Origin of the sequence: Haladaptatus sp. R4 (assembly GCF_001625445.1) — an archaeon.
Lineage (GTDB): Archaea > Halobacteriota > Halobacteria > Halobacteriales > Haladaptataceae > Haladaptatus.
In genome coordinates this window covers 946,718-970,803 of the sequence record NZ_LWHG01000021.1, presented here as the reverse complement: position 1 = coordinate 970,803, position 24,086 = coordinate 946,718, and the positions used below count along the sequence as shown (strand labels likewise).

Sequence of the window (24,086 nt, the reverse complement as noted above, 5' to 3'; positions counted from 1 at the left end):
AGATACAATTAACGTCGAACGGTAGTTTTACTACGATGAATGCGACGTGCTACTGCAGTCGTTCTGCTCGTTTGCATCGTGAGCGCGGGAGCGATTCCCGCACTCGGTGTGAACGTCGGCGGGCGACACTCCGACACCGGACCGACCACGGCAACCACGAACAGTTCGACGAACGTGACCATCCTCTCCTACAACGACATTCAGACCGCCGCGGCGAAGGACGGCAACGTGCCGCGGCTCGTTAACCGAATCGACGAGCGTCGGCAGGCCCACGACAACCCGACGTTCGTCATGGGCGGCGGTGACGAACTGTCACCGAACGCGCTCTCGCCCGTCTCGGGGTGGCACGCACCCGTTGACGTGTACGATCTCATTCATCCCGACGCGGAAGCGGTCGGAAATCACGACCTCGACTACGGAACTGACGCGTTCGCGAACGCGTCCCCGCCGAGAACTTCCCGTGGCTTGCGGCGAACCTCGTGAACGAGACGACCGGTGACACCATCGAGGGAGCACAGCCCTACGAGGTCGTCCACCGTGGCGGCGTCAAAGTCGGCGTCGTCGGTGCCATCTATCCCGGCGTCGATGGCTCCGTTTCGGAGAACCTCTCGGCGCACAACATTACCGCGAAACCCGTCGTCCCGACGCTGCAGAAGTACGAGAAGCTACTTCGGCAACAGAAGAACGTTGACGTGGTCGTCGTCCTGCTCCACGAAGGCACCAAGGAAGCCGAAACGGTCGCAAAGCAGACCGACGCCGACGTGGTGCTGACCGGTCACGACGAGGTCGTCTACCGACCGCGCGTCGTGGACGGAACCATCATCAGCGAGACGGAAGCCCGCGCCGAGTACCTGAGTGAAATCAACCTCACGGTCGAGGACGGCGACGTCGTCGGCGCGAACGGCCGACTCATCAACATCACGGAGTCGACGCCGAAGAACGAAACCGTCTCGCGGATCATCAACGACTACCGTTCGGAAGTCGACCTCGATTCGACTATCGCGTACACCGAGACACCGCTCGACGCGCGATTCTCCACGAACTACCACCGCGAGAGCAACTACGGCGACCTCGTGACCGACGCGATGCGATCCCAAACGGGTGCCGACGTCGCCATCACCAACGCCGGTGGAATCCGTTCGAACGGTGTTTACGGCCCCGGAAACATCACGGGCGGGGACGTGTTCAACACGCTCCCGTTCGGGAACAAGGTCGTGACGGTTCGACTGACGGGCGCACAACTCAAGGAGACGCTCGCGAGCCAAATCACGACGATGGAAAGTGACGCCGGACAGCAGTACGGCGCGGAGATGTCGATGCAGGTCAGCGGCGTCCGCTTCGAGTGGGTCGGCCACGACGGAAAACAAAAAATACGCGACGTCCGGGTCGATGGAAAACCGCTCGATCCGAACGCGACGTACGAAGTCGCCGTCAACGACTTCATGGCTGGCGGCGGCAGCGGCTATCCGCTCGCCGACAAGCCGGTCGTTCAGCGCACGGACAAACTGCTCTCGACCACCGTCGTGGACTACCTGAAATCGAACGGAAAAATCGCGCCGACGACGGACGGCCGAATTCAGCGCGTCGATACGTCACTCGCCGACGAATCCGTCTCCCTCGACGGGCACGGAAACGCCGTCATGCAGTTCGACGCACCGGACGACTACGACGCAACCGCCCCGAACACGTTCGTCGTCTCCACTCCGGACAACCGCACCGTTGCCACGGAGAAAGTCACCTACGACGCCGACGAGGACACGCTCACGGTTCGGTTCGACGACGCCGAACTCGCGTCGCTCGTCGGCTGTAATGAAACGGCACAGCTCGACCTCTACGGCGAGTATCGATCCTCGCAGTACGACCGCGTCTACTTCAACTACTCCCGGCTGAACGCGGACGTGACTGCGACGCTCGCGGACCGGAACGGACACGGCGCGAACGAGCGCGACGGAACGAACGAGACGAACGAAAACGAGGACACCAACCGAGCGACGGTGCCGCCGATGGCGGCCGTCTGATCGATCGGTCGAATTCGTCTGTCGGTTGAATTCGTCTGCCGGTCGAACGTTTCCTTATTTTCCGAGGTCGAACAACTCGGCGGCCTGTTCCATGTCCTTGTCGCCGCGGCCGCTCAAATTCACGAGAATGACGTCGTCCTCGTCCTTTTCGGCGGCTAGCTGTTTCGCCAGTGCGACGGCGTGGCTCGATTCGAGCGCGGGGATGATGCCCTCCAGTTCGCTGAGTTCGCGGAACGCGGCGAGCGCCTCCTCGTCGGTGACGCCGGTGTACTCACACCGTCCCGTCTCGCGGAACTGGGCGTGTTCCGGACCGACGCCGGGGTAGTCGAGTCCCGCAGAAACCGAGTGAACTTCCACGTCGTCGTTCAGAATCCGCGTTCGCATCCCGTGCAGGATGTCGGTCGTGCCGTTCGCCAGCGGTGCGGCGTGGCGCTTCGAGTCGGTGCCTTCGCCGCCGCCTTCCGCACCGTACAGTTCGACGGGGTCGTCGCGGAACGCGTGGAACAACCCGATGGCGTTCGACCCCCCGCCGACGCACGCGACGCGGCCGTCGGGGAGTTTCCCGGCCTTCTCCTGAATCTGCTCCCGTGCCTCCTCGCCGATGACCGACTGGAAGTCCCGAACCATGCGGGGGAACGGATCCGGCCCGACGACGCTTCCGACGAGATAGTGCGTGTCGTCCACGTTGTGGGCGAAGTCCTCCAATGCGGCATCGACCGCGTCCGCGAGTCCCGAATCGCCGCGCGTGACCTCGTTCACCTCGGCACCCATCAGGCGCATGCGGAAGACGTTCATCTTCTGGCGCTCGACGTCCTTTTTGCCCATGTAAATCTCGGTGGGAATGTCGAGCAGCGCGCCGACCATCGCCGTCGCGGTGCCGTGTTGTCCCGCGCCGGTTTCCGCGATGAGTCGTTCCTTGCCCGCCTGTTTCGCCAGCAGGGCTTGCCCGAGACAGTTGTTGATCTTGTGTGCCCCGCCGTGGAGCAGGTCCTCCCGCTTCAGGTAGATCCGTGCACCGTACTCCGCAGAAAGCCGTTTCGCGTGATAGATCGGTGTCGGCCGACCGGCGAACGATTCGAGCAGGGACCGGAACTCCGACTGGAACTCCTCCGTCTCCGAAATTTCGTCGTACGCTCCTGCTAACTGTTCGAGCGGTTCCTCCAGCGGTTCGGGAACGTGTCGCCCCCCGAACGTCCCGAACTCGATGGATTGTTCTCGTGACATAAATCCAGAATGGTTAGTAGAGAACATAAATCTACTCCACGGTACTACTCCGTCCGTCGGTGTACAACTTCGTCGGGAAGTACGGGGAAGCGAGTCGGCAGAAGCGTTACTGCATATAGCCGAGGTCGGCCAACCGTTCTTCCACGTTGCCCTCGTCGTCGCCCAATGAACCGTCGTTCTCCTCGTCGTATTCGGGGTAGGACTGCGAACCGGCGTCCTCGACGACCGGGATCACCGTCCCGTCCATGCGGTCGCTGTAGGGCACGCCGAGCGCGGACATGATCGTCGGCGCGATGTCGAAGAGGTGTGCTTTGGTCGGCATCGCGTCCACGTCGATGCCTTCCCCTTTCGCGGCGACGATGCCTTCGAGTTTGTGGTTCCACGGTTCGGTCGGCGGCGCGAAGTAATCGCCGAGCAGTTGCGCGGAGATGAACTGGCCCATCTGGTTCGGAATCGTCACGATGTCCGGCGCGTTGTCCGCGTTCTTCCCGTGGAAGTAGTTCTCGCGGGGCACGACCTCGCCGAAGATGGGTTCTCCGTCCGGCGTTTCGACGCCGCTGAGTTTCTCGATGAGCTCGTCACGCACCTCGTCGTACTTCTCCGGCGGGACGATGCCGTTCGGTTCGCGGCCCTGCAAGTTGATACGTACGCCGAGTTCGGTTCGTGCACGGACGTAGGCGGTCGATTTGGCGAAGTCCACCTGTTCGTTCGCCATCCGAGCCACGTTCTTCGGCGCGTACTGTTTTGCGATCTCGGCGAGACCGACCTTCTCCAATCCGGTTCGGATTCGATGCGCGGTGAAGCCGAACTGGGCCACTTTCGCGGCCAGCCGTTCGAACGTGTTCGGCTCCCACGTCTTCGTGTCCTTCCCTTCCCGGAGTTCGTCTTGAATCGGGTTCCACGACGGCATTCCGCGTCCGCCGTTTCGGGCCTTCACGAAGCCCTCGTCGCGGAGGAACTCGTTGACGCGGAACTCGTACTTCTCGTACGGTCCCATCCCGTGGTCGCTCGCGATGAAGACGGTGTTCGGGTCACACTCCTCAAGCAGTTTCCCGACCTGCCTGTCTGTCTCCTCGTAGACGGTCTTCACTTTGTCCCAGTCGCCGTCGAACTCGTGGAAGACGGTGTCGGGCTTCTGGAACTGGACGAACCCGAAGTCGGGTTCGTAGTCGTCCGCGAGGTAGCGGAACGCTTCCCCTCGCATGCGGACGAGACTCGTATATTCGTCCATCTTCTGTGCGTCGGTGTAATCCGACTCCTCGCGGGAGTAGGTCGGATACACGCGGTATTCGCCGATCTCTTCGCGGATGTCGTCCAGCAGTCCATCGGGGGAACAGCGCGGGTTTTCGGGACCGATGAACCCCGGAATGAGCGCGCCGTTGATGTCGTCCGGCGGGTGTGTCACCGGGACGTTGACGACGACGCTCGTGAGGTCGTGTTGGTCGAGCAGCGACCAGATCGAGTGTTCCTCGACGTCCTGCCCGCTCACGACGTGGAAATCGTATCCGTCGTAGGCGACGAACCCGCAGACGCCGTGTTTCCCGGGGTTGACGCCGGTGTACATCGACGGCCACGCACTCGGGGTCCACGGCGGCATCTGTGATTCCAGCGGTGCGGATGCGCCACCGTCACAGATGGAGCGGATGTTGGGAATGACGTCGTCCTCATACAACCGCTCGAAGACGGGCAGACATCCGGCGTCGATACCGATAAGAAGAACATCTACGTTACTCATTTACCATCACCTAGATCGTACCTGCGACCAGCGCGTGTCGTTCCGTTCGTCGAGCAAGAGGTGTCTCCTTGCATTACGACGCTCGTCGGACTCATTGGAACCTCCTACACTCCCTAGTCATTTTATTATGCTACTCTTAATTCTGGAACCGAATAGTCATTCCCCTTCACCGTCAGTGAGGGTAACACTCGGTTCGTCGATGACCGTCCGCTTCCACGTCCCGCGTGTGAACCACAGAGCCGCCACGATGGCTCCGATTATATTTCCGAAGGCCATCCCTACCCAGATACCAGTCGGCCCCATATGCTGGACGAACGCGAGGAAGTACACCGTCGGGACGCGCCCGAGCCACAGCGTGATCATCGAGAACGCCATCGCCAATTTCGTGTTGCCTGCACCGCGATACGCGCCGAGGAGCACCTGTAGGACGGCCATAAACGCGAACTCGACCGATCGTATCCGGAGGTACTGACTCCCGAACTTGACCGTTTCGTGGGCTTGGTCGGTTCCAGTCGCCATGAAGACGCCGACGATAGGGTGGGGAAACAACGCTGCAACGATTGCAACGATGAACATCACACCCGCGCCAACCTTCGCCGCGAGCCACACCGCCCGCTCCGCACGGTCGGGTTTCTTCGCGCCGAGGTTCTGACCCACCATCGTGTTCGTCGCTCGTCCCAGCCCCATCGCCGGGAGGAACACGAGCGACACGAGGCGGTTTCCGAGTCCGTAGGCGCTGACCACCGCCGGTTGGAACTGGACGATCATCGCGGTCAGCGAAATCATCGCGAGCGAACTCGTGGACTGTTCGAGAGCGCTCGGCGTGCCGATTCGGATTATCTTCCAGATAAGACCGAGGTCCGGGACGAGGTCGTCGACGCTGACGTTCGGTCCTGCGTCGGTGTAGAAGAGGACGTACAGTCCGAGAACGCTCGCAACGGCCCGTGCGGAGATGGTCGCGAGCGCCGCGCCCCGAACGTCCATGCCGTGAATCGGTCCCGCCCCGAAGATGAGAACCGGGTCGAGAACGACGTTGACGGCGACGCTCACTAGCATGATACGCATCGGGGTACGGGTGTTGCCGTACCCGCGCATCAACGACGTGAAGACGAAGAACCCGAACAGGAAGGGCAATCCGAGGAAGTACGTCTCCATGTACTCCCGAGCGAGCGGAACGACCTGCGTGGCCGTCGCGCCCTGCGACGGCATCACCGAGAGCATCGGTTCGGTGAGGAAGTATCCGGCGATAGCGAGGAGGACGGAGAGTAACAGGACGAACGAGAGAATCTGGCCCGCGACTTTTCCCGCGGATCCTTCGCTGTCCGCCCCGGTGAACTGGGCGACCAAGATGCTCCCGGCCGTCGTAAACCCGCCCGCGACGGAGATGAGGAAGAAGATGAGCGGAAATGCGATACTCATCGCGCCGACCGCGGCGGACGACAACCGTCCCAGCCAAAAGGTGTCCGCAACGTTGTACATCACCTGTAGAAGCTGAATGACGACGATCGGCCACGCGAGTTCGAACATCGGTCGCACCAGTCCACCCTCTGTGATCGAACTGCTGGACTGTGTGCTGGTCATCGTACCTTCGAAACGAAACACCTTGACATCAAGATTCCGAATCGTCCTCGGATCGACGAACTGTGCCGTACTTCCTTTCGAATCGTCGTTTCGAGACCCACGGCTCTACCCCGCTCCGGTCAGACGGTTCTCAAATCAGTCGTTCTGTCGCACGACGTTCGAACTCGTACTGACTCGCCGCTCAAGCGGTCGTCGATTAAACACCCCCTAAATCGCGTTATTCGGGATAATTCGCGGTTATGGCTTCAGTCTCGCTATCGCTTGGGCGGGCGTCGACCCCGAAGCACACCGACCGTGCTCGTCCTTGGCTCTCCATTTATTGTTGGAAATCTGTCGGACCTGGGGACACTGTGCGGGATTTCGAACGGCGTATTCTGGCAAACCAATGGGCATACTTCGGCTTGGACGACTGTTAGATTAAGTAATTACCAGCTACAACAGCGTAGCACTAACCTGAATCGAAGTTTGGGTGAAAATACTTGTGTGGATAATTACTGCCGGAGCGACGCGATGGCACTGGCTGGCGTCGCCCCACGACACGAACGTCCGCTCGTGTCGGATGCGATCCATTCGCCGTCGTCCGTCTCTCGAAGGGAGGGTCGGTCGGCGGGACTCTCAACCGTGTATTCCGGGTCATTCAGGCTGATCGCCATGGTAGTCTGTTGGCATGCATCTACCTTTATTATGTGACGTATAATTGAATAGTCTGGAATGGATATGAAATGGCGACCTCGATTCAGTGCTCCAAACTGGCACGTTCGGCCACGTCACGCGGTTTTCACGGTTCTATACGTCCAATAATGTCTGTTTATGGATTTGTTTGTCCCCACTGTTCGTGATGTTTTCGAACAGTAGCTTAAACAGTTCACACCGAAAAACGGAGTTGTAACTCTAATAGGTGAGGACTACATACATCAAGTACATCCCCGCCGTGTGTTTCTCACCGGAGCACCTTTTGGCCTTGGGGCTACCGGGCACGGCGTGGGATGGTTTCATGCTCTGTGAGTGCGTCGGAAAAGCCCTTTGCTCCCGAGAGAGCATGTGCAGTGTTGGGTGACGCGCCAGCAGAACGAGGGGCGGTTCTTCACGCCGTACGCTCGACATAATTCTGATGCTATCCGGCGAAATGGTAATGACCTCGCCGAGGAGATATCCCTACCATGCCGAAGATTGCCCTGATCGGTGCGGGGAGTATGGTCTTTGCGAGGAAATTGATCGGGGATATACTCTCGTTCGAGGAGCTTTCGAGCAGCGAACTCTCGTTGATGGACATCGACGAGCACCGCCTCTCCCAAACCCATCGAATCGCCGAGGCGATGATCGAGAACGAAGGGCTCGATGCGAGCGTCGAAGCGACACTCGACCGCCGAGAAGCGGTCGCGGACGCGGACTACGTCCTGAACATGATCAACGTCGGCGGAACCGAACCGTTCGAAAACGAGATTCGTATCCCCGAGAAGTACGGCGTGAAACAATCCATCGGCGACACGACCGGACCGGGCGGGATTTTCCGCGGACTCCGTACGATTCCGACGATACTCGACCTCGCCGCCGACATGGAAGAATTGTGCCCCGATGCCCACCTTCTCAACTACACGAACCCGATGGCGATCCTCTGTAAAGCTCTGTTCGACGCGACTGACATCGACGTCGTCGGTCTCTGTCACTCCGTTCCGCACACGGCCGAGGCCATCGCGGAGTACGTCGGCGTCCCGGCGTCGGAACTGGAGTACTGGGTCGCGGGTATCAACCATATGGCGTGGTTCCTGGAGTGTGAACACGACGGCCACTCCGTCTACCCGGCGCTCCGTGACGCCGCCGAGAACGACGAAACTTATCGAAAGGACACGGTCCGGTTCGAGATGCTGAAACACTTCGGCGCGTTTCCCACCGAATCGAGCCATCACATGAGCGAGTACGTCCCGTACGTCCGCACCGACGACGCGGCCATCGAGGAGATGGTCGGGACGAACTTCGCGGAGCGGATGCCCACCGCGACGTATCTGGAAGGGTGGAAAGCCCGTTCGGCGGAACGGGACGACCCCGAACTCGGCATCGACCTCGATTCGGTCGGCGTCGAGCGCTCGGAGGAATACGCGTCCAGAATCATCCACTCGCTCGAAACCGGTACCCAGCGGCGGTTCAACCTGAACGTCCCGAACGCGACGAACGCCATCGAGAACCTCCCGAACGACGCCTGCGTCGAAGTCCCCGTTTTCGTCGACGGAACCGGTCTTCACCCCGCGTCGGTCGGCGCGCTTCCGACCCAACTCGCCGCGCTCGACCGCCAGCATTCGGCCGTGTACGAACTCACCGTCGAAGGTGCGCTCGAAGGAAACCGGGAGAAAATCCACCAAGCCGTCAAACTCGACCCGCTTTCCGCCGCGGCCTGTTCGCTGGACGAACTCCACGAGATGACCGAGGAACTCATCGAAGCCAACGCCGAATACATCCCGACGCTGGAATAGGTCGAAAACGGGATTTCGTCGGAGAAACTGCGGGCATGCGACTGGTCGGATTCAAAATCCAGCGTACCGGTTCGCTCGTCACTTCGTTCCTCGCTGCACGGGCGCGACGGGATTTGAACCCGCGACATCTTGGTCCGGAACCAAGGACTCTGTCCACTGAGCTACGCGCCCTCACCACGCCGTACAGGCGGTGTCCGTTTAACCATTGTGAAAATCGGGCGCGTCTCCCTTCGTTGTAACTCTCCGTCGATCAGTTCGTGAAACCGAACGGGACGAATCGAACGGCAGGTTGATAGAAAACGATCCGGTTATTCCGACTATGAACGTCCTCCCGGTCCTCTTCACCGTCGGAATCTTCGGCGTGATCGTCTACCGTCGATTCAAGCGGTCGTTCGGGCGGCAACCGGTATCGAAGAAGCGTCTCGGACTCCGAGCGGTGCTCATCACGGTCCTCGTCGCGTTTGTCGTGGCGTCGTCGGTGACGAGTCCGGTGAACCTTCTCGAAGACCTGGTCGGCGTGGGTATCGGCGGCGTCACTGCCGCCATCGGTCTCACCTTCACGGAGTTCGAACACACGGACGACGGTGCGTTTTACGAACCGCACCCGTACGTCGGACTCGCCGTCTTCGCGCTGTTTCTCCTCCGGTTGGCGAGCCACTTGTATCCGCTGGTGATGGGTAACGCGGCGAACTCCACGACGACCGGCACTTCCGCATCCGGAATGCCGACCGATCCGCTGACGGTCGTGGTCCTCCTCGTGTTCCTCGGCTACTACGCCTGTTATTCGACCGGCGTTCTCGTCGTCTCTCGACGGACCACCCCGACGGCGTCGGAGTGAGTTCCGTCCCCCTTCGTTTCCCTCCGTCCGTCCCCTTTCGCCCCCCTCCATTCGTCTTCCACCCCACCAATCGACGCCTTACTCCTGTCGTGCGACTTCGTGCCGACCGAACCCGTATCGGAGTCGGTTCGCCAACCGGCGCGAGAAGCGGCCATCGTCCCCGGAACGACTGCCGAACCGCTCGGAAAGCGCCTCGTAGATGAGCGGGACGGGAACTTCCTGTTCGAGTGCCTCTTGAACCGTCCACGTTCCGGTCGAACCGCCCGCGATGTGGTCGGCAACGTCGCCCAAATCGGTGCCCTCCTCGCGGAACGCCTCTTCGCAGAGTTCGAGGAGCCACGAGCGGATGACCGCGCCGTTGTTCCACGTCCGCGCGACGGCTTCCAAATCGAGGTCGTAGCGCCCCTCGTGGAGCAGTTCGAACCCTTCGCCGTAGGTCTGCATCAGTGCGTATTCGACGCCGTTGTGGACCATCTTGACGTAGTGGCCGGACCCCGATTCGCCCATCCGGTCGTGTCCCGCCGGGCCGGTCGCAACGGCGTCGAAGACGGGCGTTAGTTCGTCGTAGGCCCACTGCTCCCCACCGATCATCAGCGAGAAACCGAGTTCGGCCCCCGCCGGGCCGCCGCTCGTTCCACAGTCGAGATAGGTCGCGGAAGTCGTCTCGTTTCGGCGCACGGAGTCCTCGAAGTACGAGTTTCCACCGTCGACGACGACGTCGTCCGCGTCGAGGTACGGTTCCAAATCTTCGAGGGCGGCGTCCACGGGGTCACCGGCGGGAACCATCAACCAGATCCGTTTCTCGTCGCCGAGTTTCTCCGCGAGGTCCGCGACCGAGTCGGCCGGTTCCGCGCCCCCTTCCGCGGCGGATTCGACGGCTTCCTCCGCGACGTCGTACGCCACGATATCGTGTCCAGCGTCGAGGGTTCTGTCCACTACGATGCGACCCATCCGTCCGAGTCCGATGACGCCCAGTTGCATGGGTGAACCCTGCGTGGCGGGGGTGGTAGGGGTTGCGATTTTGCGGAGTCAGTACGAACCGTATCGGTCGAACCGTTCGAATACTGGATATCCAGCGTGTCGCCGTCCACGACGTCCGTGACCGTTACCTGATCGCTGTCAGTTACCGACGCCGCGGTCGGCCTGCTTGCTAACCCGCCGATGATACCGAGGATCAGTAGAATGAGAACGATCATGAGAACTCTCTTCCGGGTTGTTGCATTCATTTATATAACTAAAATCAACACATTGCACTATGAGCATTTTGCACGCGAAGAGACACATCGATAGCAATCGGTGCAAAACTGGATGGCGGCTATCGGTACTTCTTCGGCAAAATCACTCTTCTTTCCAGTCTTTCAGGATTTTAGGGAGTTGCGCACCTGACCCCTACGTCGTTCGGTCGAGTCACGAGCCACGAACTCGAACGACGATAATCGTTTGTATCTTTCATCCGGTCCAAACAAATAACAATACGGGGGGTGTGTTGAGGGTATGAATGAGGATAGAATCGTTTGGCGATTGAATCTCGTTATCGTTCTCCTCTGTCTCATCGCCGTTTTCGTCACGATACCGTATCTCATGTTCGTGGTCCGGAACTTCCCGAATTTCCTCTTCGCCGTCGTCACGGCTCTCGGAACGATGGGCGGATTCCTCCTCGTCAGGACGTATCGGACGGTTCGGAGTTGATTTCACGCGATCAATGGACGGGAACCTTTATCAGCGACGCCGCGCAGAGTCACAGGTATGAGCGCGATGGTGTCGGTAGTACGTCTGTAGCGTAGACGACGAGCCGATAGTGTTTCTCGCCGATTCACCATTTAGCGACAGGGATTTGCAGCCATGACTGACGTTCCAAACGACTACGAACCAGAGCGTATCGAGCGAAAGTGGAAGGACGAATGGCAAGACTCCGACGTGTACACGCCGGATGGCGATTTGGAGTATGTCATCGACACGCCGCCACCGTACCCGACGGGTAACCTCCACATCGGCCACGGACTCCAGTGGAGTTACATCGACTTCGCGGCGCGCTACCACCGACTCAAAGGTGAACAAGTCCTCTTCCCGCAGGGATGGGACTGTCACGGTCTGCCGACCGAGGTGAAGGTCGAGGAGAACCACGACATCCACCGCACCGAAGTCTCCCGCGAGAAGTTCCGTCAACTCTGCATCGAGCACACCGAGGAGCAGATCGACTCGATGAAGGAGACGATGAACGAACTCGGGTTCTCCATCGACTGGAACGCGGAGTTCCGCACGATGGACCCCGAATACTGGGGGAAGACTCAGCGCTCGTTCGTCGAGATGGAGGACCACGTCTACCGCGACGAACACCCCGTCAACTGGTGTCCGCGCTGTGAGACGGCCATCGCGGACGCGGAAGTCGAGAACGAGGACCGGACGGGAACGCTCTACTACGTCACGTTCGACGGCGTCGGAAACGACGACATCGAGATCGCAACCACGCGCCCCGAACTGCTCGCGGCGTGTGTCGGCATGGCTGTCGATCCCGAGGACGAACGCTACGCCGACCGTATCGGCGATACGTTCGAAGTTCCGCTGTTCGGGCAGGAGATCGAACTCGTCGCCGACGACGACGTCGACGGCGACTTCGGAACCGGCGCGGTCATGATCTGTACCTTCGGGGACAAACAGGACGTGGACTGGTGGGCGCGACACGACCTCGACCTCCGTCCAGTGTTCACCGAGGACGGCCACCTGAACGAACTCGCGGGTGAGTTCGAGGGATTGGCCATCGACGAGGCGAAAACGGAAATCGCCGACGCGTTGGCCGAGGAGGGCTACCTGAACGATTCGGAACCGACCGAGCAGTCCGTCGGCACCTGCTGGCGGTGTGACACCCCCATTGAAATCCTCTCGAAAGAACAGTGGTTCGTCGAAGTCGAACCGGACAAAATCGTCGAGAAAGCCCAGGAAGTCGAGTGGATTCCCGAGCACATGTACGCCCGTCTCGAAGAGTGGGCGGACGGGATGAGTTGGGATTGGGTTATCTCCCGCCAGCGCGTCTTTGCCACGCCGATTCCCGCGTGGGAGTGCGAGGAGTGTGGCCACTGGCACATCGCGGACACCGAAGAGCTACCCGTCGATCCGACCGAAACCGGTCCCGCCACCGGCGACTGTCCCGACTGTGGTGCGGACGCGTGGACGGGCGAAACCGACGTCATGGACACGTGGATGGATTCGTCCATCACACCGCTACACATCACGGGATGGCCCGAGGACCTCGACTTGGACGAGTTCGAACCCGTTTCGCTCCGCCCGCAGGGCACGACATCATCCGGACGTGGGCGTTCTACACGCTCCTCCGCGTCGGCGAACTCACCGACAAACGGCCGTGGGACGAAATCCTCATCAACGGCATGGTGTTCGGCCCGGACGGCAACAAGATGAGCAAGTCGCGCGGCAACGTCGTGACGCCGAAGGACGCCGTCGCGGAGTACGGTGCCGACTCGGTTCGGCAGGCGCTGGTGCTCGGCGGACAACCCGGAAGCGACGTGCAGTTCCAGCCGAAGGAGGCCACTTCGGCCTCCCGATTCCTCACGAAGGTCTGGAACATCTTCCAGTTCTCCCGGAACCACTTCGACGAGAACACGCCGGAAATCGCGGACCCGGCCTACCGCGACGCGGACCGATGGATCCTTTCCCGTCTCTCAAACGCGGCCGACAGCATCGCCGAGGACATGGAAGCCTACCGCTACGACCGGGCACTCAGAACGCTCCGCGAGTTCGTTTGGGACGACCTCGCGGACGACTACCTCGAACTCGTGAAAGGCCGCCTCTACGAAGGCCGTCCCGGCGAGCGGAACGCGGCCCGCCACGCGCTCTACACGTGCGTTTCGTCCGTCGTCCGCATGCTCGCGCCGTTCTCGCCGTTCTTCGCCGAGGAAGTGTACAGCTACCTTCCCGGCACGGAAGCGAGCATCAATCAGGCTTCGTGGCCCGACGTCGAGATGCACGACGAGGAGGCCGAACTCGCGGGCGACATCATCGCCGAAGTCGCGAGCGAGGTTCGAGCATGGAAATCCGAGGAAGGAATGGCTCTCAACGGTGAAATCAACCGTATCGAGCTGTACGACGACTCGGAGCGCCACCCCGACACCTACGACTTGAGCGAAGCCGTGAACGGCCCCGTCTACCTCGAAGAGGGACGACCGAACGTCGAACTCGCGCCGGTCGGCGTCGACCCCGACCACTCGTCCATCGGTCCGAAGTTCCGCGACAAGGCGGGCGCCGTCGTCGGTGCACTCGAATCGGCCGACCCCGCCGAACTCAAGGCTCAACTGGACACCCACGGCGAAATCACGCTCGACGCGGCGGGCGAGGAAGTCACGCTCGACGGTGATTGGGTCGAAATCGAGGAGGAGTATCGGGCCGAAAGCGGCGAGGAAGTCGAAGTGCTGGAGACGGAGCACGCGACGGTCCTCGTCTTCCCCTGAAAAACATCGTCGCTTCGGCTATTTTTCGCCCTTTGGAAGGGGAACGCGGCGATCAGTTCGTGGAGAACTCCGGGGTGAGTCCTTTCCACTTGTTGTCGACGGCCAGAACCCCGTCGCGGTAGTCGTAGCTGTCGTCGCCGGAACTGACCGCTCCGCTGGCGGTGCGGCCGGAAACGTCATCGCCGCTGTTGATAGACGAATCACCGACCGCGCTCTTGCCGAGTCCACCGACGACCTTGAACGAGTAGCTCTTCGATGATCCCGAACCTTCGAACGTGACGGTGTTGTGTCCAAGCGAGGGCGTGATGACTTCGAGATCGTCGATGTAGGTGTGAATCGCGCCCGAGTGGTTGAAGTCGGTGATGCGACCCGTGTAGATGTACGAATCGGTTCCGCCGGTGACGGCCCCGCTGGCCGAGTGACCGGACGCCGAATCGCCGGAGTTGGCCTTGCTGCCCTTCTTGACCGAACCGGAGACGGTGAAGTCGTAGTCACCCGTTTTCCCGTCGTCGTAGTCCTCGATTTCGAGCTTGTGACGACGCGTGACGTCCACGGTTGCCGTACCGGCGTCGAGACCGATGTGTGAAAGCTCACCGGTGTACTGCCACTTGTCCGACCCCGACCCGACTAATCCGTTGACCGAATCGCCGTTCGGGTCGGCCTCGACGTCGTGGTCGTCGGAACTATCGGTCGGGTAGATGTCGCCCGTGACTTCGAGATAGTAGCCGTAGGTGTTCCCGTCGTCGGTGCCGCTGAACGTCACCGTCCCGTCCGACCGGTTCAGATGGACCTTGAGGTAGCCGTCGAGGTTCAACGACATTCCGGCGACGTCCCGTTCGTACAGATACGTGTCGGTCCCGGTGCCGACCGTCGAACCGTCGCCGCTGTCGCCGTCCACGTCGTCCTCGCCGCCGATACCGTGTTTTCCCTCGACGGAACCCGTCGCCCGGAAGTAGTAGTCGAACGTGCCGTCGCCGCCGCCCGAGAACGAGATGTCGTTCTTCGGGCCGTTGAGGTTCGGCGGATTGCCGACGTGACCGCCGCCCTTCGCGGCCTGTTGGGCACTGGTCGGGACGCCGTTCGGAACGGAGACGTCGGGGTTGTGTCCGACGTTTTGGTGGTCGACGTTGCCGTGATACAGCCCGTCCGCGCCGTCGCGGGCGACGAGCTGACAATCCCTGACTCGGGCCAACCCCTCCTCTTCCTTGTCGCCCTCCCAAATACAGTAGGAGGCGTCGGGGTGTTCGAGCAGGATGTCGCAGTTCTTGATGGTACAGTGACCGCCCTCCTTCACCCAGATACCGCGAGCGTTGACCTTGGTCGGATCGTTGTATCCCGGTGCAACGTCCTTGTCGACGTGGACGACCGAGTCCTTGACGTACGAGCCGTCGGTGCCGATACGGAAGTTGTCGAGGTTGTTGTTGCGCGCGTAGCAGTTCTCGATGTGGACCTCGCCGCCGCCACCGCCACCGTCGTTGGGGGGCCGAGCGGCCGGGTGCGGCCCCGTAGACGGCGTGACCCGCCCAGTGACGGAAGTAGCCGTTGCGAATCGTCAGCGTCCCGGCGTGGTTGATGCCGACGAAAATTGGGGTGCCGTAGCCGATGGTGGATTTGTCGCCGAAGTAGACGTTCTCGATGAGACCGTGCCCGTTCTCGTCGGGGACATCTACCGAGAACATCTCGCCGCGGTCGCGGTCTCGGCAGTCGAACAGACCGCGGAATCCGATGTTCCGAATCTTCCATCCGCTCCCCTTCGCTCGAACGCGGACGTAGGCTTTGTCGGCGCTGATGTCGAACAGTTTGTTTTCGAGCGTGTCGCCGTCGCGGAGGACGTACTTTTTCGTTTCGCCCGCGCCGACGGTGATAGTGTCGTAGTCCTCGGCGGCGGCAATGCCAGTCGCGCCGAGGCCTGCGGCGGCCGCCGCGGCGCTCGCGCCGGTGAGTTTGAGATAATCCCGTCGGTCGAGGAGGCGGTTCCGTGTCGAGTCGGTATCGTCGGTCCCGAATCCGTGCCGGGTCCCGTCCGATGGCTGGTCCTTGTCAGACATAGTTGAACTACGCAACGTGTTATTCTTCGCCTTCGACGTTCCCGTCACCGGATTTTTGCTCGCAAAATGGCCTGAGAAGGTCTATAAATAATTTTCTTCAAAATATTGTATTTTATCTATTGACTTGTATTCTACAAATAGATGAACGCGTTCCACCGGCGGATTCGCGGCGGACGCCGTCTGCCGGTTCGTCGAGGTCAGTTGTCACCGGCGGCAGCGCGGTGCTCCGTCAACCGTGTCAGTCGCTCGCTGAGCGATGCGGACGGTTCGAGAAACTCCGTCCCGCGCTCGATGGTGCGAGCGGACTCGCAGTGTTCGATTGCGACGTCGAACTCGCCGCGCTCCTCGTGGACCGCCGAGAGTCGTTCGTAGGCCTTGACGGCGGCGCGGTGTGCACCGATATTCCGATGGAGTTTCGCTCCGGCGTCCCAGTGCCTGCATGCTTCCGCGTGAGCGTCTCGCTCCCGGGCGAGCGTTCCGAGCGCAACCGTCGTCCGCGCCGCTTCGTACCGATATCCCATATCGTGGAAGTCGTCGAGCGACTGCCGGAGCCGTCGTTCGGCGATCGGGAATCGCCCGCGGTCGCGCGCGATTCGTCCGATCACGCGCCGACATTTCGCCGCACCGAACCGGTTCCCGGCCGGTTCGTATCGGTCGAGCGCCGTGCGTGCGCGTTCCGCGGCCGTATCGAGGTCACCCCGCTTCCGGGCGACCTCGCCGAGCGCGACGAGGCTGTCGGCCTCGACCGTTCGGTCGCTGATCTCCCGAGCGAGTTCGTTGCTCTCCCTACAGCGCTCGTCGGCAACGTCTTCGGCACCACGCTCACAAGCCAGCGTTCCGAGCGTCGTGAGGCTCCACGCTTCACCTCGTCTGTCGCCGGTTTTCCGACGGATATCGAGGCTCTTCCGATGGTAGCGTTCGGCAGCGTCCAAGTCCCCCCGTATCCGGCGAATCAACCCCAACTGGGCGAGACAGTACGCTTCGACGTTGCGAATCCCGCTCTCCCGACAATACTCCAACCCTTGGGTGCAGTACGACGTCGCCGAATCAAGGTTCCCCCGATGGGCGACGGCTCGACCGATGCCGTGGAGGCAGTTGGCCCTCACCTGGTGGCCGTCGAACTCGTCCGAGAGGTCGAGCGCCCGTCGATACTGTTCGATGGCCGTCTCCAGCGTGTCGGTCCGCGCGACGATACCGGCGAGGTTGGTCAGCGCCAACGCCTCTCCGCGCATATCGTCGAGTTCCCGATACAGGTCACGACACCGGGAGAAAGCGGTCTCCGCCGTTCCGATGTCACCACGGGCCATCGTGACCAGTCCGAGGTTCATGCGCGTCACTGCGCACTGCCGCCTGTCATCCGCTTCGTGGTAGTGGTCGAGCGCACGAACGTACTGTTGCTCGGCGGTGGCAAAATCACCCCGTTGCCACGCGATGGTTCCGTGACCGTGGAAGCGCTGGCCGCGAAGCTTCGTCGCCCATTCGGAGCCGTCGGCGTCGGAGACGTGGGGGGTCAGGGCCTCGTACTCGTCGTCCGCCCTGTCGAGTGCGCCCGTCTCGCGTGCCATTTGCGCCCGCCACAGCGTACAGTCGGCGGCCATTGAGGACGAACAGACGGCAGGAAGCTCGAAAAATGAATCGTCGGTCCGTCCGAACAAGGGAGCGAGTCCGGGGCGACGTCGCCCGGCCGCGAAGAACCGTTCGACGGTCGTGTCGGCCCATTTGCCGGGATCGGACCCGATACGGTCGAGTATCGTCGTGTCGACGTTCAGTACCGTTGCGAGCCGCTCCCGCTTTTTCTCGTCGTCGGCCACTCTGAGAACCGCCGTGAGGCATCGTCCGGCTCGCCGACTCGCCGCATGGTCGGTCGTGGTTTCGAGATACTGGTCGAGAAACAGCGCCGACCACGCCCCGTGAATCGTCCGGTACGGGGCAGCTTCCGCGTCCGTCGACGGATCCGTTTCGAAGACGAGCCGTCCGTCAAGTTTCAAAAACGCCTCCCGAACGGCCTCGATATCCCCTTCGTCGTCGGCGAGCGCGTACACGAGCGCGGGATGGACGCCGACGCCGGACAGGTCGAGGAGCATCAGGAGGATGCTCACGTCGAGCACGAGGCCGTCGTCGGGGAGCGTTTCTAGCGCTCGCTGGACGGTTTCGACGAACGTGGTTGGCGTCTCGGCGTCGTAGACAGTGAACGGGTCGGCGTGTGTCACCAACCGATGGACCAACAATAGCGGCTCGCCCGGGCGGGTGCTCGGAGGGGACTGTTCCGCCCCGCTCGTGCCGCCGGATGTCGTCCCGTCCAGTCCGCGTCGAACCGCACGACCGACGTCGTGACCGGTCACCAACTCGAACCGTCGAACGAACCGCTCGCGTTCGATGTCGTCGAGCGGCGGGACCGAAACCGTCTCGATCGCCTCGCGTCGGTACGCTTCGAGTCCGGCGTCGGTCGGGAGCGACTCGGGGTCCTCCCACTCCCCTTCGCGCGCGTCGAGCAGGAACGTCACGGCGTCGGTCCCGCGGAACGCCTTCATCACCCGGAAGATGTCGCTCGCTTCCATCCGCACCGCGTCCTCGACGACGACCAAGACGTGACCGTCCGCCGATGCCGTTCGAAGCTGTTCCCGGATGACGGCGGGCGAGTCGAACATCACGTCGGTGTCGCTTCCGCGGTAGAACACGGGGCCGAGACCCTGCTCGTACCACCGACACGCAACGGACTTACAGACGGTGCTCTTTCCCGAACCGGGGGAACCGAGCAACACGTGGTCGGTCCCGCGGTAAAGCGACCTCACGAGGTCATCGGTGAGGTTGAATCGGTCCTCGTCCCGTGTCCCCTCGCGGTCGATGGCGTACCCGGCGTGAACGTCTACGAGGTCGAATCCCGTCCGCCACGCGGTCGTCGGAGACATCGGATCGCGCCGCGCGAAATAGTCGGGCGTCAGACGGACGAACGCTTCGGTTTCACGTGCGATGCGCTCGGCGTCGCCGGTTCTCGGCAGTCCCATACCCGTTGCCATCGTTGCCGGTGTGAGGCCGCGCAAGTCGTCCGTCACCTCGACTGTCTCGTCGAAAGTCCGCGTGTAGCATTCCTCGGCCCACCGGACGGCGTCGTCGGCAGCGGTCTGTATCACCCCCGAAATGGTCCGGTCCTCATCGTACGCGATAACGGTGACCGTCGTCGTCTCCGCTTCAGTGAGAACCACCCCGAACGGCGGGACGTGAGCCGATTCCGGCTCCGGAACCCACGCCGAAAAAGGGTTCCTTTCGGCCGCCATCGTCGTTAGCGGTCCCGGGAACTCCTCCGTGATCGAGTCCAACAACGACTGGCTGGCGAGTAGTTCGACCGGCACGTCGTGTCGAACGACCTGCTGCAGACAGCAATCGAGCAGCTGTGGCGCGGCCAGAGCTGGGAGCGAAAGCCGGACGCGTTCGGCCGTGACGATTCGCTCCCGAACACCGGCCGGGAGGTGATACGGTGGTGCATCGACGCTCTCCTCGGTGGTCGCATCGGAAACCATGGCCGACCGGAGTCTGTCGTCGGGAGGGAGCGACACGAGAACGTCCCGAGCGTCGAGGATGTCCGCGAGCGTGGCGATGGCGGACCAATACCGGTCCACGACCCGCTGGCCGTCGGCCGTCACCGTGTAGCCGTCGGCCGTCCGGTGGAGGATTCCGGCGGTTTCGAGGTCACGAACCGCTCGGTTCACGGTCGAACGGGATGCGTCGAGGTTTGCGACGAGATCCCGTTTGTCCCGTGTCGTCGTCTCGACGCACTCGATGACGGAACGTCGGTCGGCGACGAGTCGCATCGCGTCTCGGCGACTCGCGTCCGTCGTCCACCGGGAGCCATGGTTTCCCGGGGTCACGACCCCCGCGAGGCACCGTTCGTACGCACGATACGGCTCCCAGACCAATATCCCGATCGAGGTCGGAACGATACCGTCGTCCCCCGATTCGATGAGATCCCAGTCGCGCAGTTCGATGAGCGCCTTGTTGACGGTCGGCTGCGAGAGACCCGTCCTGTCGGCGAGTGTGCGTTTCAGTGTCGGTCCATCCGTTTCCAGTACGCAGGTGAGGAATCCGTGACGCTGGACGAGCGTTCCGAATAGTTCTTCCGCCGCCGAGTTGAGTGACATTTTGTTACGATGATCGTCATTTACATTTCTCAATCCAATATAATAATTCTATCTTTGAATGTGTGATTTGAAAACGTATTTTTTCGATATCGATCGCTTGGGTACTCGTAACCGACCGACCGAGCTATGTGCGTTCTGCCCGGTGCCCGGCACGGGGATTCGAGATTCGGTTGAGCCGTCGTGCAGTGGACGAACCGCCGGAGTTATGCGGACTTTGGCGGTACCTCCGGGCATGGACGACCGAGTTCACGAACACGCGGAGATTCTGGTCGATTGGAGTGCACGGGTCGAAGAAGGCGACGACGTCGTCGTCGTGGTCGATGAGGGTGCACACGACCTCGCCGTCGCCGTCGGCGAGAAACTGGGCGAGCGAAACGCGAACATGCTGACAGTGTACCGGTCCGATGAGATCGAACGGGCGTTCCTTCGGACACACGACGGCGACTTCGACGAGAACCCTGCACCCGAACTGGCGATGTACGAGAACGCGGACGTCGTTCTCGTCCTCTCCGGAACGCACAACACGATGGGGAAGGCCGACGTTCCGGGGGAGACGAAGCAGGCGTACGACAAATCCCGGATGCTCATCCGCGAGACGCGCCTCGGAACGGACTGGATTTCGACGCAGCATCCAACGCGTGCATACGCACAGCAGGCGGGGATGGCCTACGAGGAGTATCGGGATTTCGTGTACAGCGCCGTGCTCCGCGACTGGGAGGCGCTGGCCGATGAGATGGAGAAGATGAAGACGCTCATCGACGAGGGAAGCGAGGTTCGAATCGTCAAGGAGAACACCGACGTCACGATGTCCATCGAGGGGAGAACGGCGGTCAATAGCTCCGCGTCGGTGGCATACGACTCGCACAACCTCCCCAGCGGCGAGGTGTTTACCGCACCGCACGCCACCGAGGGCGAGGTGTTCTTCGACGTGCCGATGACGCATCAAGGGCAACACATCCGGGACGTTCGGCTCACGTTCGAGGACGGGGAGGTCGTGGCGTTCAGCGCCGACACCGGCGAGGACGTGCTGGCGGACATCTTCGACACCGACGAAGGGGCACGCAAACTCGGCGAACTCGGCATCGGCATGAACCGTGGCATCGACCGCTTTACCGACAGTATCCTCTTCGACGAGAAGATGGGCGATACGATTCACCTCGCTGTCGGACGGGCCTACGACTCGTGCCTTCCCGACGGTGAAACGGGTAACGACAGCGCCGTCCACGTCGATATGATCACCGACATGAGCGAGGACTCGCGCATGGAAATCGACGGTGAGGTCGTCCAACGAAACGGCACGTTCCGGTGGGAAGACGGGTTCGAGGAATAACCGCGAGCGGCGCGAGGCGCGAAGCGCCTCGAAAGACGAGCGGGACGTTTTTGGTCTCTCCGTGAGCGACGAAGGAGCGAACGGATGGCTCGGGAGAGCTTTGCTCTCCCGGCGCAGATTTTCACGAGGAGGGGTGGGAGAAGCCCACCCGACGAGGTAAAAAAGTGCGCGGTTATTTCCACCAGTCGCTTCTGCGCTCCCGCTCCGAAGCGTGTTGGAACGGCGGTGCGAGTTCCGACTCGTCGAGGCCGAATCCGTAGCCCAACCAGTAACCGGTGTACCACCCGACAGTGTCGGTATCGACGCCCGAAATCGAGATGATGAGCTTATCGTACTCCTCCAGTGCGGAGTCGCCGTCGGGATCGGTTCCACGGATACCGCCGCAGGACCCGCTCGTTCCGGGATTGCACGGAAGCGTCTCGGGGAACTGAATCACGATATCGGCCGCGGACCGATTCCTCGTGAACGAGAACGTAACGTTCGACGGAACCGTCCCGTCCGCGCTATCGGCGTAGTAGTCGAGCGCGTGCCGGACCTGATTTTTGACCGCGGCGCGGTCCTTCGTCGCGCCGAGATACACCGTAAAATCCGGGTCCCCCCACGGGAGATTGCGCTCGGTCGCGTCCGGTTGGGGCCGCGTCGAGAGTGCCGCCGAGGCGGCCATTATCGACTGCGGAGCGGAACTGTGGTTCAACCCGAGCGTGTGGCCGAGTTCGTGTTTCACGATGAGAACGGTCGAACCGTTCGAAAACGAGTCGTCCACGTCGATTTTCATGGGACGGGAAATCTGCGCGGAGTCGGTGATGTACGGTGCACAGCCAGCGGCGTTTTCCACGCGTGGACAACTTTTCACGGTATCGACGAAGTTGATCACGAGATCGGGATGTTCCGCATTCGGCGTCAACTCGTACTGAACCGAGTAGCCAGCGTACTGCTCGCTGTGGTTCTCCCAGTAATCGAGCGCCTGTCGTACCTCGGGAGCGTAGTTACGCGAACCGTCGGCACTCGCGTTGATCGCAATCTGCACTGGCCCGTCCCCCCACGGGTTCGTGCGGTCGGCGACCATTCCGGTTCCCGTTTCCGCTCCTGTCTGCTGGTTCACTGTCCGCGTCGGGTTGGTTACGGTGTGTGTCGTATAGTCGAACTGCGCGCCAGCACACCCTGCGAGGACGAGGCAGGCAACGAGCAACAGTACACGCCGCTTCATCGTTACGTTATCCGACGCTAGCCCTATCAAACCTTCCGGCCTCGGAAAATCCAGTTCGGAGATAGCTTGGAAATACGACCCTTGATCGAAGCGGGTTATTATTTTCAGAATCAAAAATCAGTATTGAATTGTCAAACATATTTCGTTCAGTGACTGATCGATGGCGATTTTAGGGTACGGATAACGGGTTAAGCACTCATTGGGGAACCACATTCGGACGTTCCAAGTCGTTTCACGACGCGATTGTCGTCGCTGATTGACCGTTCAAAACCGTTCAATCCGTTATGATTCTGTTGAAATAGGAAACTGTGCATAACCATCGTTCTCACTTATTGGGGGTGATATCGATAACCAAACCGGGCAGCATGACGCACATTAAAGCAAGCGCCGCTTTGACGATAGTTGCGATAGAAATACTCGCTGGGGTCGCATTACTGGCCGTCGCATTTGGTATCTAAATGAATAGCGGCTGAGGGGAGTAAGCCCCCTTCTGTTCGGCCCAGTATTCGGCTCAGCGTCCGAACCATCCCCGGATTATCTCCGGAGGCACGTCGGAGGATTCCGACGGCGTGTCCGGGCTACCAATATGGCACGGACTTGCACCGGCAAGGATTCACCGTTCCATCCATTCTTCGCGGTCCGCGTGCCGACAGCGTCGGCACGCATCGACGCGGGGGTTTCACCGTCGCGCCGTTCGGTGGCAGTGCCACCAAATCCCTCGGTGGGTTAGCTTCCTCCCCTCTCGGGTCGGTTCGCACACCTCATCGGTCACGCGAAGTGGTCTCGTTTCTGTTTCAGAGCCAGTGGTCTCCCACTCCGGACTTGCGTCCGGTTGCCTACCCGGCGGGTGGGGGGACTTTCCTCACGTAGGTACCGGAAATCGGTACGTCCGCACGCAGCGATTACCACGTGCACCGCGGAAACCGGGCTCCCTCTGCCGAGGAAAGCTAGTCTTTGCACGCGTTTAAGCCGTTCGATACGAATAGTCATGGGCCCTTAAAGCCGGCCAGATTGAAGGGAAGCGTTGAAGGTGTTTGTATG

Annotated in this window: 16 protein-coding genes, 1 tRNA gene, 1 other RNA gene and 1 pseudogene; 8 read left to right on the top strand and 11 right to left on the bottom strand. The window is 61.3% G+C overall.

Going from position 1 to position 24,086, the window contains the following annotated elements; translation table 11 throughout:
* The first annotated feature begins 39 nt into the window (after positions 1-39).
* Together A4G99_RS27345 and A4G99_RS14555 are read left to right on the top strand one after the other, a co-directional pair.
* Entirely contained in the window at positions 40-483 is a 444-nt protein-coding gene (locus A4G99_RS27345; protein WP_223301887.1) for a hypothetical protein, read from the top strand.
* Positions 480-2,018 (top strand): bifunctional UDP-sugar hydrolase/5'-nucleotidase, encoded by a 1,539-nt coding sequence (locus A4G99_RS14555; RefSeq protein WP_223301886.1) that lies wholly within the window; start codon positions 480-482, stop codon positions 2,016-2,018. Before A4G99_RS27345 ends, A4G99_RS14555 begins: the two co-directional genes overlap by 4 nt.
* Before the next feature lie 54 nt (positions 2,019-2,072).
* Here the strand turns inward: A4G99_RS14555 and trpB are convergent, their stop codons facing one another.
* The 4 genes from trpB to A4G99_RS25990 form a co-directional block, all read right to left on the bottom strand.
* A complete protein-coding gene (trpB, locus tag A4G99_RS14550) occupies positions 2,073-3,242 on the bottom strand; it encodes a tryptophan synthase subunit beta (RefSeq protein WP_066144953.1) in 1,170 nt (389 codons plus the stop codon).
* A gap of 106 nt (positions 3,243-3,348) precedes the next feature.
* A complete protein-coding gene (locus tag A4G99_RS14545; RefSeq protein WP_066144951.1) occupies positions 3,349-4,977 on the bottom strand; it encodes an alkaline phosphatase family protein in 1,629 nt (542 codons plus the stop codon).
* Between the two features lie 156 nt (positions 4,978-5,133).
* Positions 5,134-6,558, bottom strand: a complete 1,425-nt coding sequence (locus A4G99_RS14540; protein WP_303645617.1) for an MATE family efflux transporter — start codon at positions 6,556-6,558, stop codon at positions 5,134-5,136.
* Between the two features lie 491 nt (positions 6,559-7,049).
* The gene (locus tag A4G99_RS25990; protein WP_190303762.1) at positions 7,050-7,211 is read right to left on the bottom strand and encodes a hypothetical protein; all 162 of its coding nucleotides are present in this window, start codon (positions 7,209-7,211) and stop codon (positions 7,050-7,052) included.
* 507 nt (positions 7,212-7,718) lie between these two features.
* Here A4G99_RS25990 and melA point away from each other — a divergent pair.
* Positions 7,719-9,026, top strand: a complete 1,308-nt coding sequence (melA, locus tag A4G99_RS14530) for an alpha-galactosidase (protein ID WP_066144944.1) — start codon at positions 7,719-7,721, stop codon at positions 9,024-9,026.
* A gap of 98 nt (positions 9,027-9,124) precedes the next feature.
* Here melA and A4G99_RS14525 read toward each other — a convergent pair.
* Positions 9,125-9,197 (bottom strand) — tRNA-Arg (locus A4G99_RS14525).
* Between the two features lie 148 nt (positions 9,198-9,345).
* Between A4G99_RS14525 and A4G99_RS14520 the strand changes: the two genes are divergently transcribed.
* On the top strand, positions 9,346-9,864 hold the full coding sequence (locus tag A4G99_RS14520; RefSeq protein WP_066144942.1) for a DUF1453 family protein: 519 nt from the start codon (positions 9,346-9,348) through the stop codon (positions 9,862-9,864).
* A 78-nt stretch (positions 9,865-9,942) separates the two neighbouring features.
* On the opposite strand, the gene gnd is transcribed toward A4G99_RS14520, so the two are convergent.
* Both gnd and A4G99_RS27340 read right to left on the bottom strand, forming a co-directional pair.
* Complete coding sequence (gene gnd / locus A4G99_RS14515; protein WP_066144940.1) at positions 9,943-10,845, bottom strand: phosphogluconate dehydrogenase (NAD(+)-dependent, decarboxylating); 903 nt, start codon at positions 10,843-10,845, stop codon at positions 9,943-9,945.
* Complete coding sequence (locus A4G99_RS27340; RefSeq protein ID WP_082837823.1) at positions 10,800-11,060, bottom strand: hypothetical protein; 261 nt, start codon at positions 11,058-11,060, stop codon at positions 10,800-10,802. The genes gnd and A4G99_RS27340 overlap by 46 nt, the downstream gene beginning before the upstream one ends.
* 298 nt (positions 11,061-11,358) lie before the next feature.
* Here A4G99_RS27340 and A4G99_RS14510 point away from each other — a divergent pair, with 298 nt between their 5' ends.
* Together A4G99_RS14510 and A4G99_RS14505 are read left to right on the top strand one after the other, a co-directional pair.
* Positions 11,359-11,553, top strand: a complete 195-nt coding sequence (locus A4G99_RS14510; protein WP_066144938.1) for a hypothetical protein — start codon at positions 11,359-11,361, stop codon at positions 11,551-11,553.
* 153 nt (positions 11,554-11,706) lie between these two features.
* Positions 11,707-14,324: pseudogene (locus tag A4G99_RS14505) on the top strand (valine--tRNA ligase).
* Between the two features lie 52 nt (positions 14,325-14,376).
* Here the strand turns inward: A4G99_RS14505 and A4G99_RS14500 are convergent.
* Positions 14,377-15,618 (bottom strand): hypothetical protein, encoded by a 1,242-nt coding sequence (locus A4G99_RS14500; RefSeq protein WP_066144936.1) that lies wholly within the window; start codon positions 15,616-15,618, stop codon positions 14,377-14,379.
* A gap of 232 nt (positions 15,619-15,850) precedes the next feature.
* Here A4G99_RS14500 and A4G99_RS14495 point away from each other — a divergent pair, with 232 nt between their 5' ends.
* Complete coding sequence (locus A4G99_RS14495; protein ID WP_150123109.1) at positions 15,851-16,378, top strand: hypothetical protein; 528 nt, start codon at positions 15,851-15,853, stop codon at positions 16,376-16,378.
* A 191-nt stretch (positions 16,379-16,569) separates the two neighbouring features.
* Here A4G99_RS14495 and A4G99_RS14490 read toward each other — a convergent pair whose 3' ends face one another.
* A complete protein-coding gene (locus A4G99_RS14490) occupies positions 16,570-20,508 on the bottom strand; it encodes a tetratricopeptide repeat protein (RefSeq protein ID WP_066144932.1) in 3,939 nt (1,312 codons plus the stop codon).
* A 232-nt stretch (positions 20,509-20,740) separates the two neighbouring features.
* Here A4G99_RS14490 and A4G99_RS14485 point away from each other — a divergent pair, with 232 nt between their 5' ends.
* Positions 20,741-21,838 (top strand): aminopeptidase, encoded by a 1,098-nt coding sequence (locus A4G99_RS14485; protein ID WP_066144929.1) that lies wholly within the window; start codon positions 20,741-20,743, stop codon positions 21,836-21,838.
* Positions 21,839-22,010: 172 nt separating this feature from the next.
* Here A4G99_RS14485 and A4G99_RS14480 read toward each other — a convergent pair whose 3' ends face one another.
* Together A4G99_RS14480 and rnpB are read right to left on the bottom strand one after the other, a co-directional pair.
* Complete coding sequence (locus A4G99_RS14480; protein WP_066144928.1) at positions 22,011-23,045, bottom strand: matrixin family metalloprotease; 1,035 nt, start codon at positions 23,043-23,045, stop codon at positions 22,011-22,013.
* A gap of 467 nt (positions 23,046-23,512) precedes the next feature.
* Positions 23,513-23,984: RNase P RNA component (gene rnpB / locus A4G99_RS14475), an RNA gene on the bottom strand.
* Positions 23,985-24,086 lie beyond the last annotated feature (102 nt).

Coding starts and splice junctions, on each gene's coding strand:
- A4G99_RS14520 (WP_066144942.1), top strand. CDS start 9,346: ATGAACGTCCTCCCGGTCCTCTTCACCGTCGGAATCTTCGGCGTGATC.
- A4G99_RS27345 (WP_223301887.1), top strand. CDS start 40: ATGCGACGTGCTACTGCAGTCGTTCTGCTCGTTTGCATCGTGAGCGCG.
- trpB (WP_066144953.1), bottom strand. CDS start 3,242: ATGTCACGAGAACAATCCATCGAGTTCGGGACGTTCGGGGGGCGACAC.
- A4G99_RS25990 (WP_190303762.1), bottom strand. CDS start 7,211: ATGGCGATCAGCCTGAATGACCCGGAATACACGGTTGAGAGTCCCGCC.
- gnd (WP_066144940.1), bottom strand. CDS start 10,845: ATGCAACTGGGCGTCATCGGACTCGGACGGATGGGTCGCATCGTAGTG.
- A4G99_RS14540 (WP_303645617.1), bottom strand. CDS start 6,558: ATGACCAGCACACAGTCCAGCAGTTCGATCACAGAGGGTGGACTGGTG.
- A4G99_RS14545 (WP_066144951.1), bottom strand. CDS start 4,977: ATGAGTAACGTAGATGTTCTTCTTATCGGTATCGACGCCGGATGTCTG.
- A4G99_RS14485 (WP_066144929.1), top strand. CDS start 20,741: ATGGACGACCGAGTTCACGAACACGCGGAGATTCTGGTCGATTGGAGT.
- A4G99_RS27340 (WP_082837823.1), bottom strand. CDS start 11,060: ATGATCGTTCTCATTCTACTGATCCTCGGTATCATCGGCGGGTTAGCA.
- A4G99_RS14510 (WP_066144938.1), top strand. CDS start 11,359: ATGAATGAGGATAGAATCGTTTGGCGATTGAATCTCGTTATCGTTCTC.
- A4G99_RS14490 (WP_066144932.1), bottom strand. CDS start 20,508: ATGTCACTCAACTCGGCGGCGGAAGAACTATTCGGAACGCTCGTCCAG.
- melA (WP_066144944.1), top strand. CDS start 7,719: ATGCCGAAGATTGCCCTGATCGGTGCGGGGAGTATGGTCTTTGCGAGG.
- A4G99_RS14480 (WP_066144928.1), bottom strand. CDS start 23,045: ATGAAGCGGCGTGTACTGTTGCTCGTTGCCTGCCTCGTCCTCGCAGGG.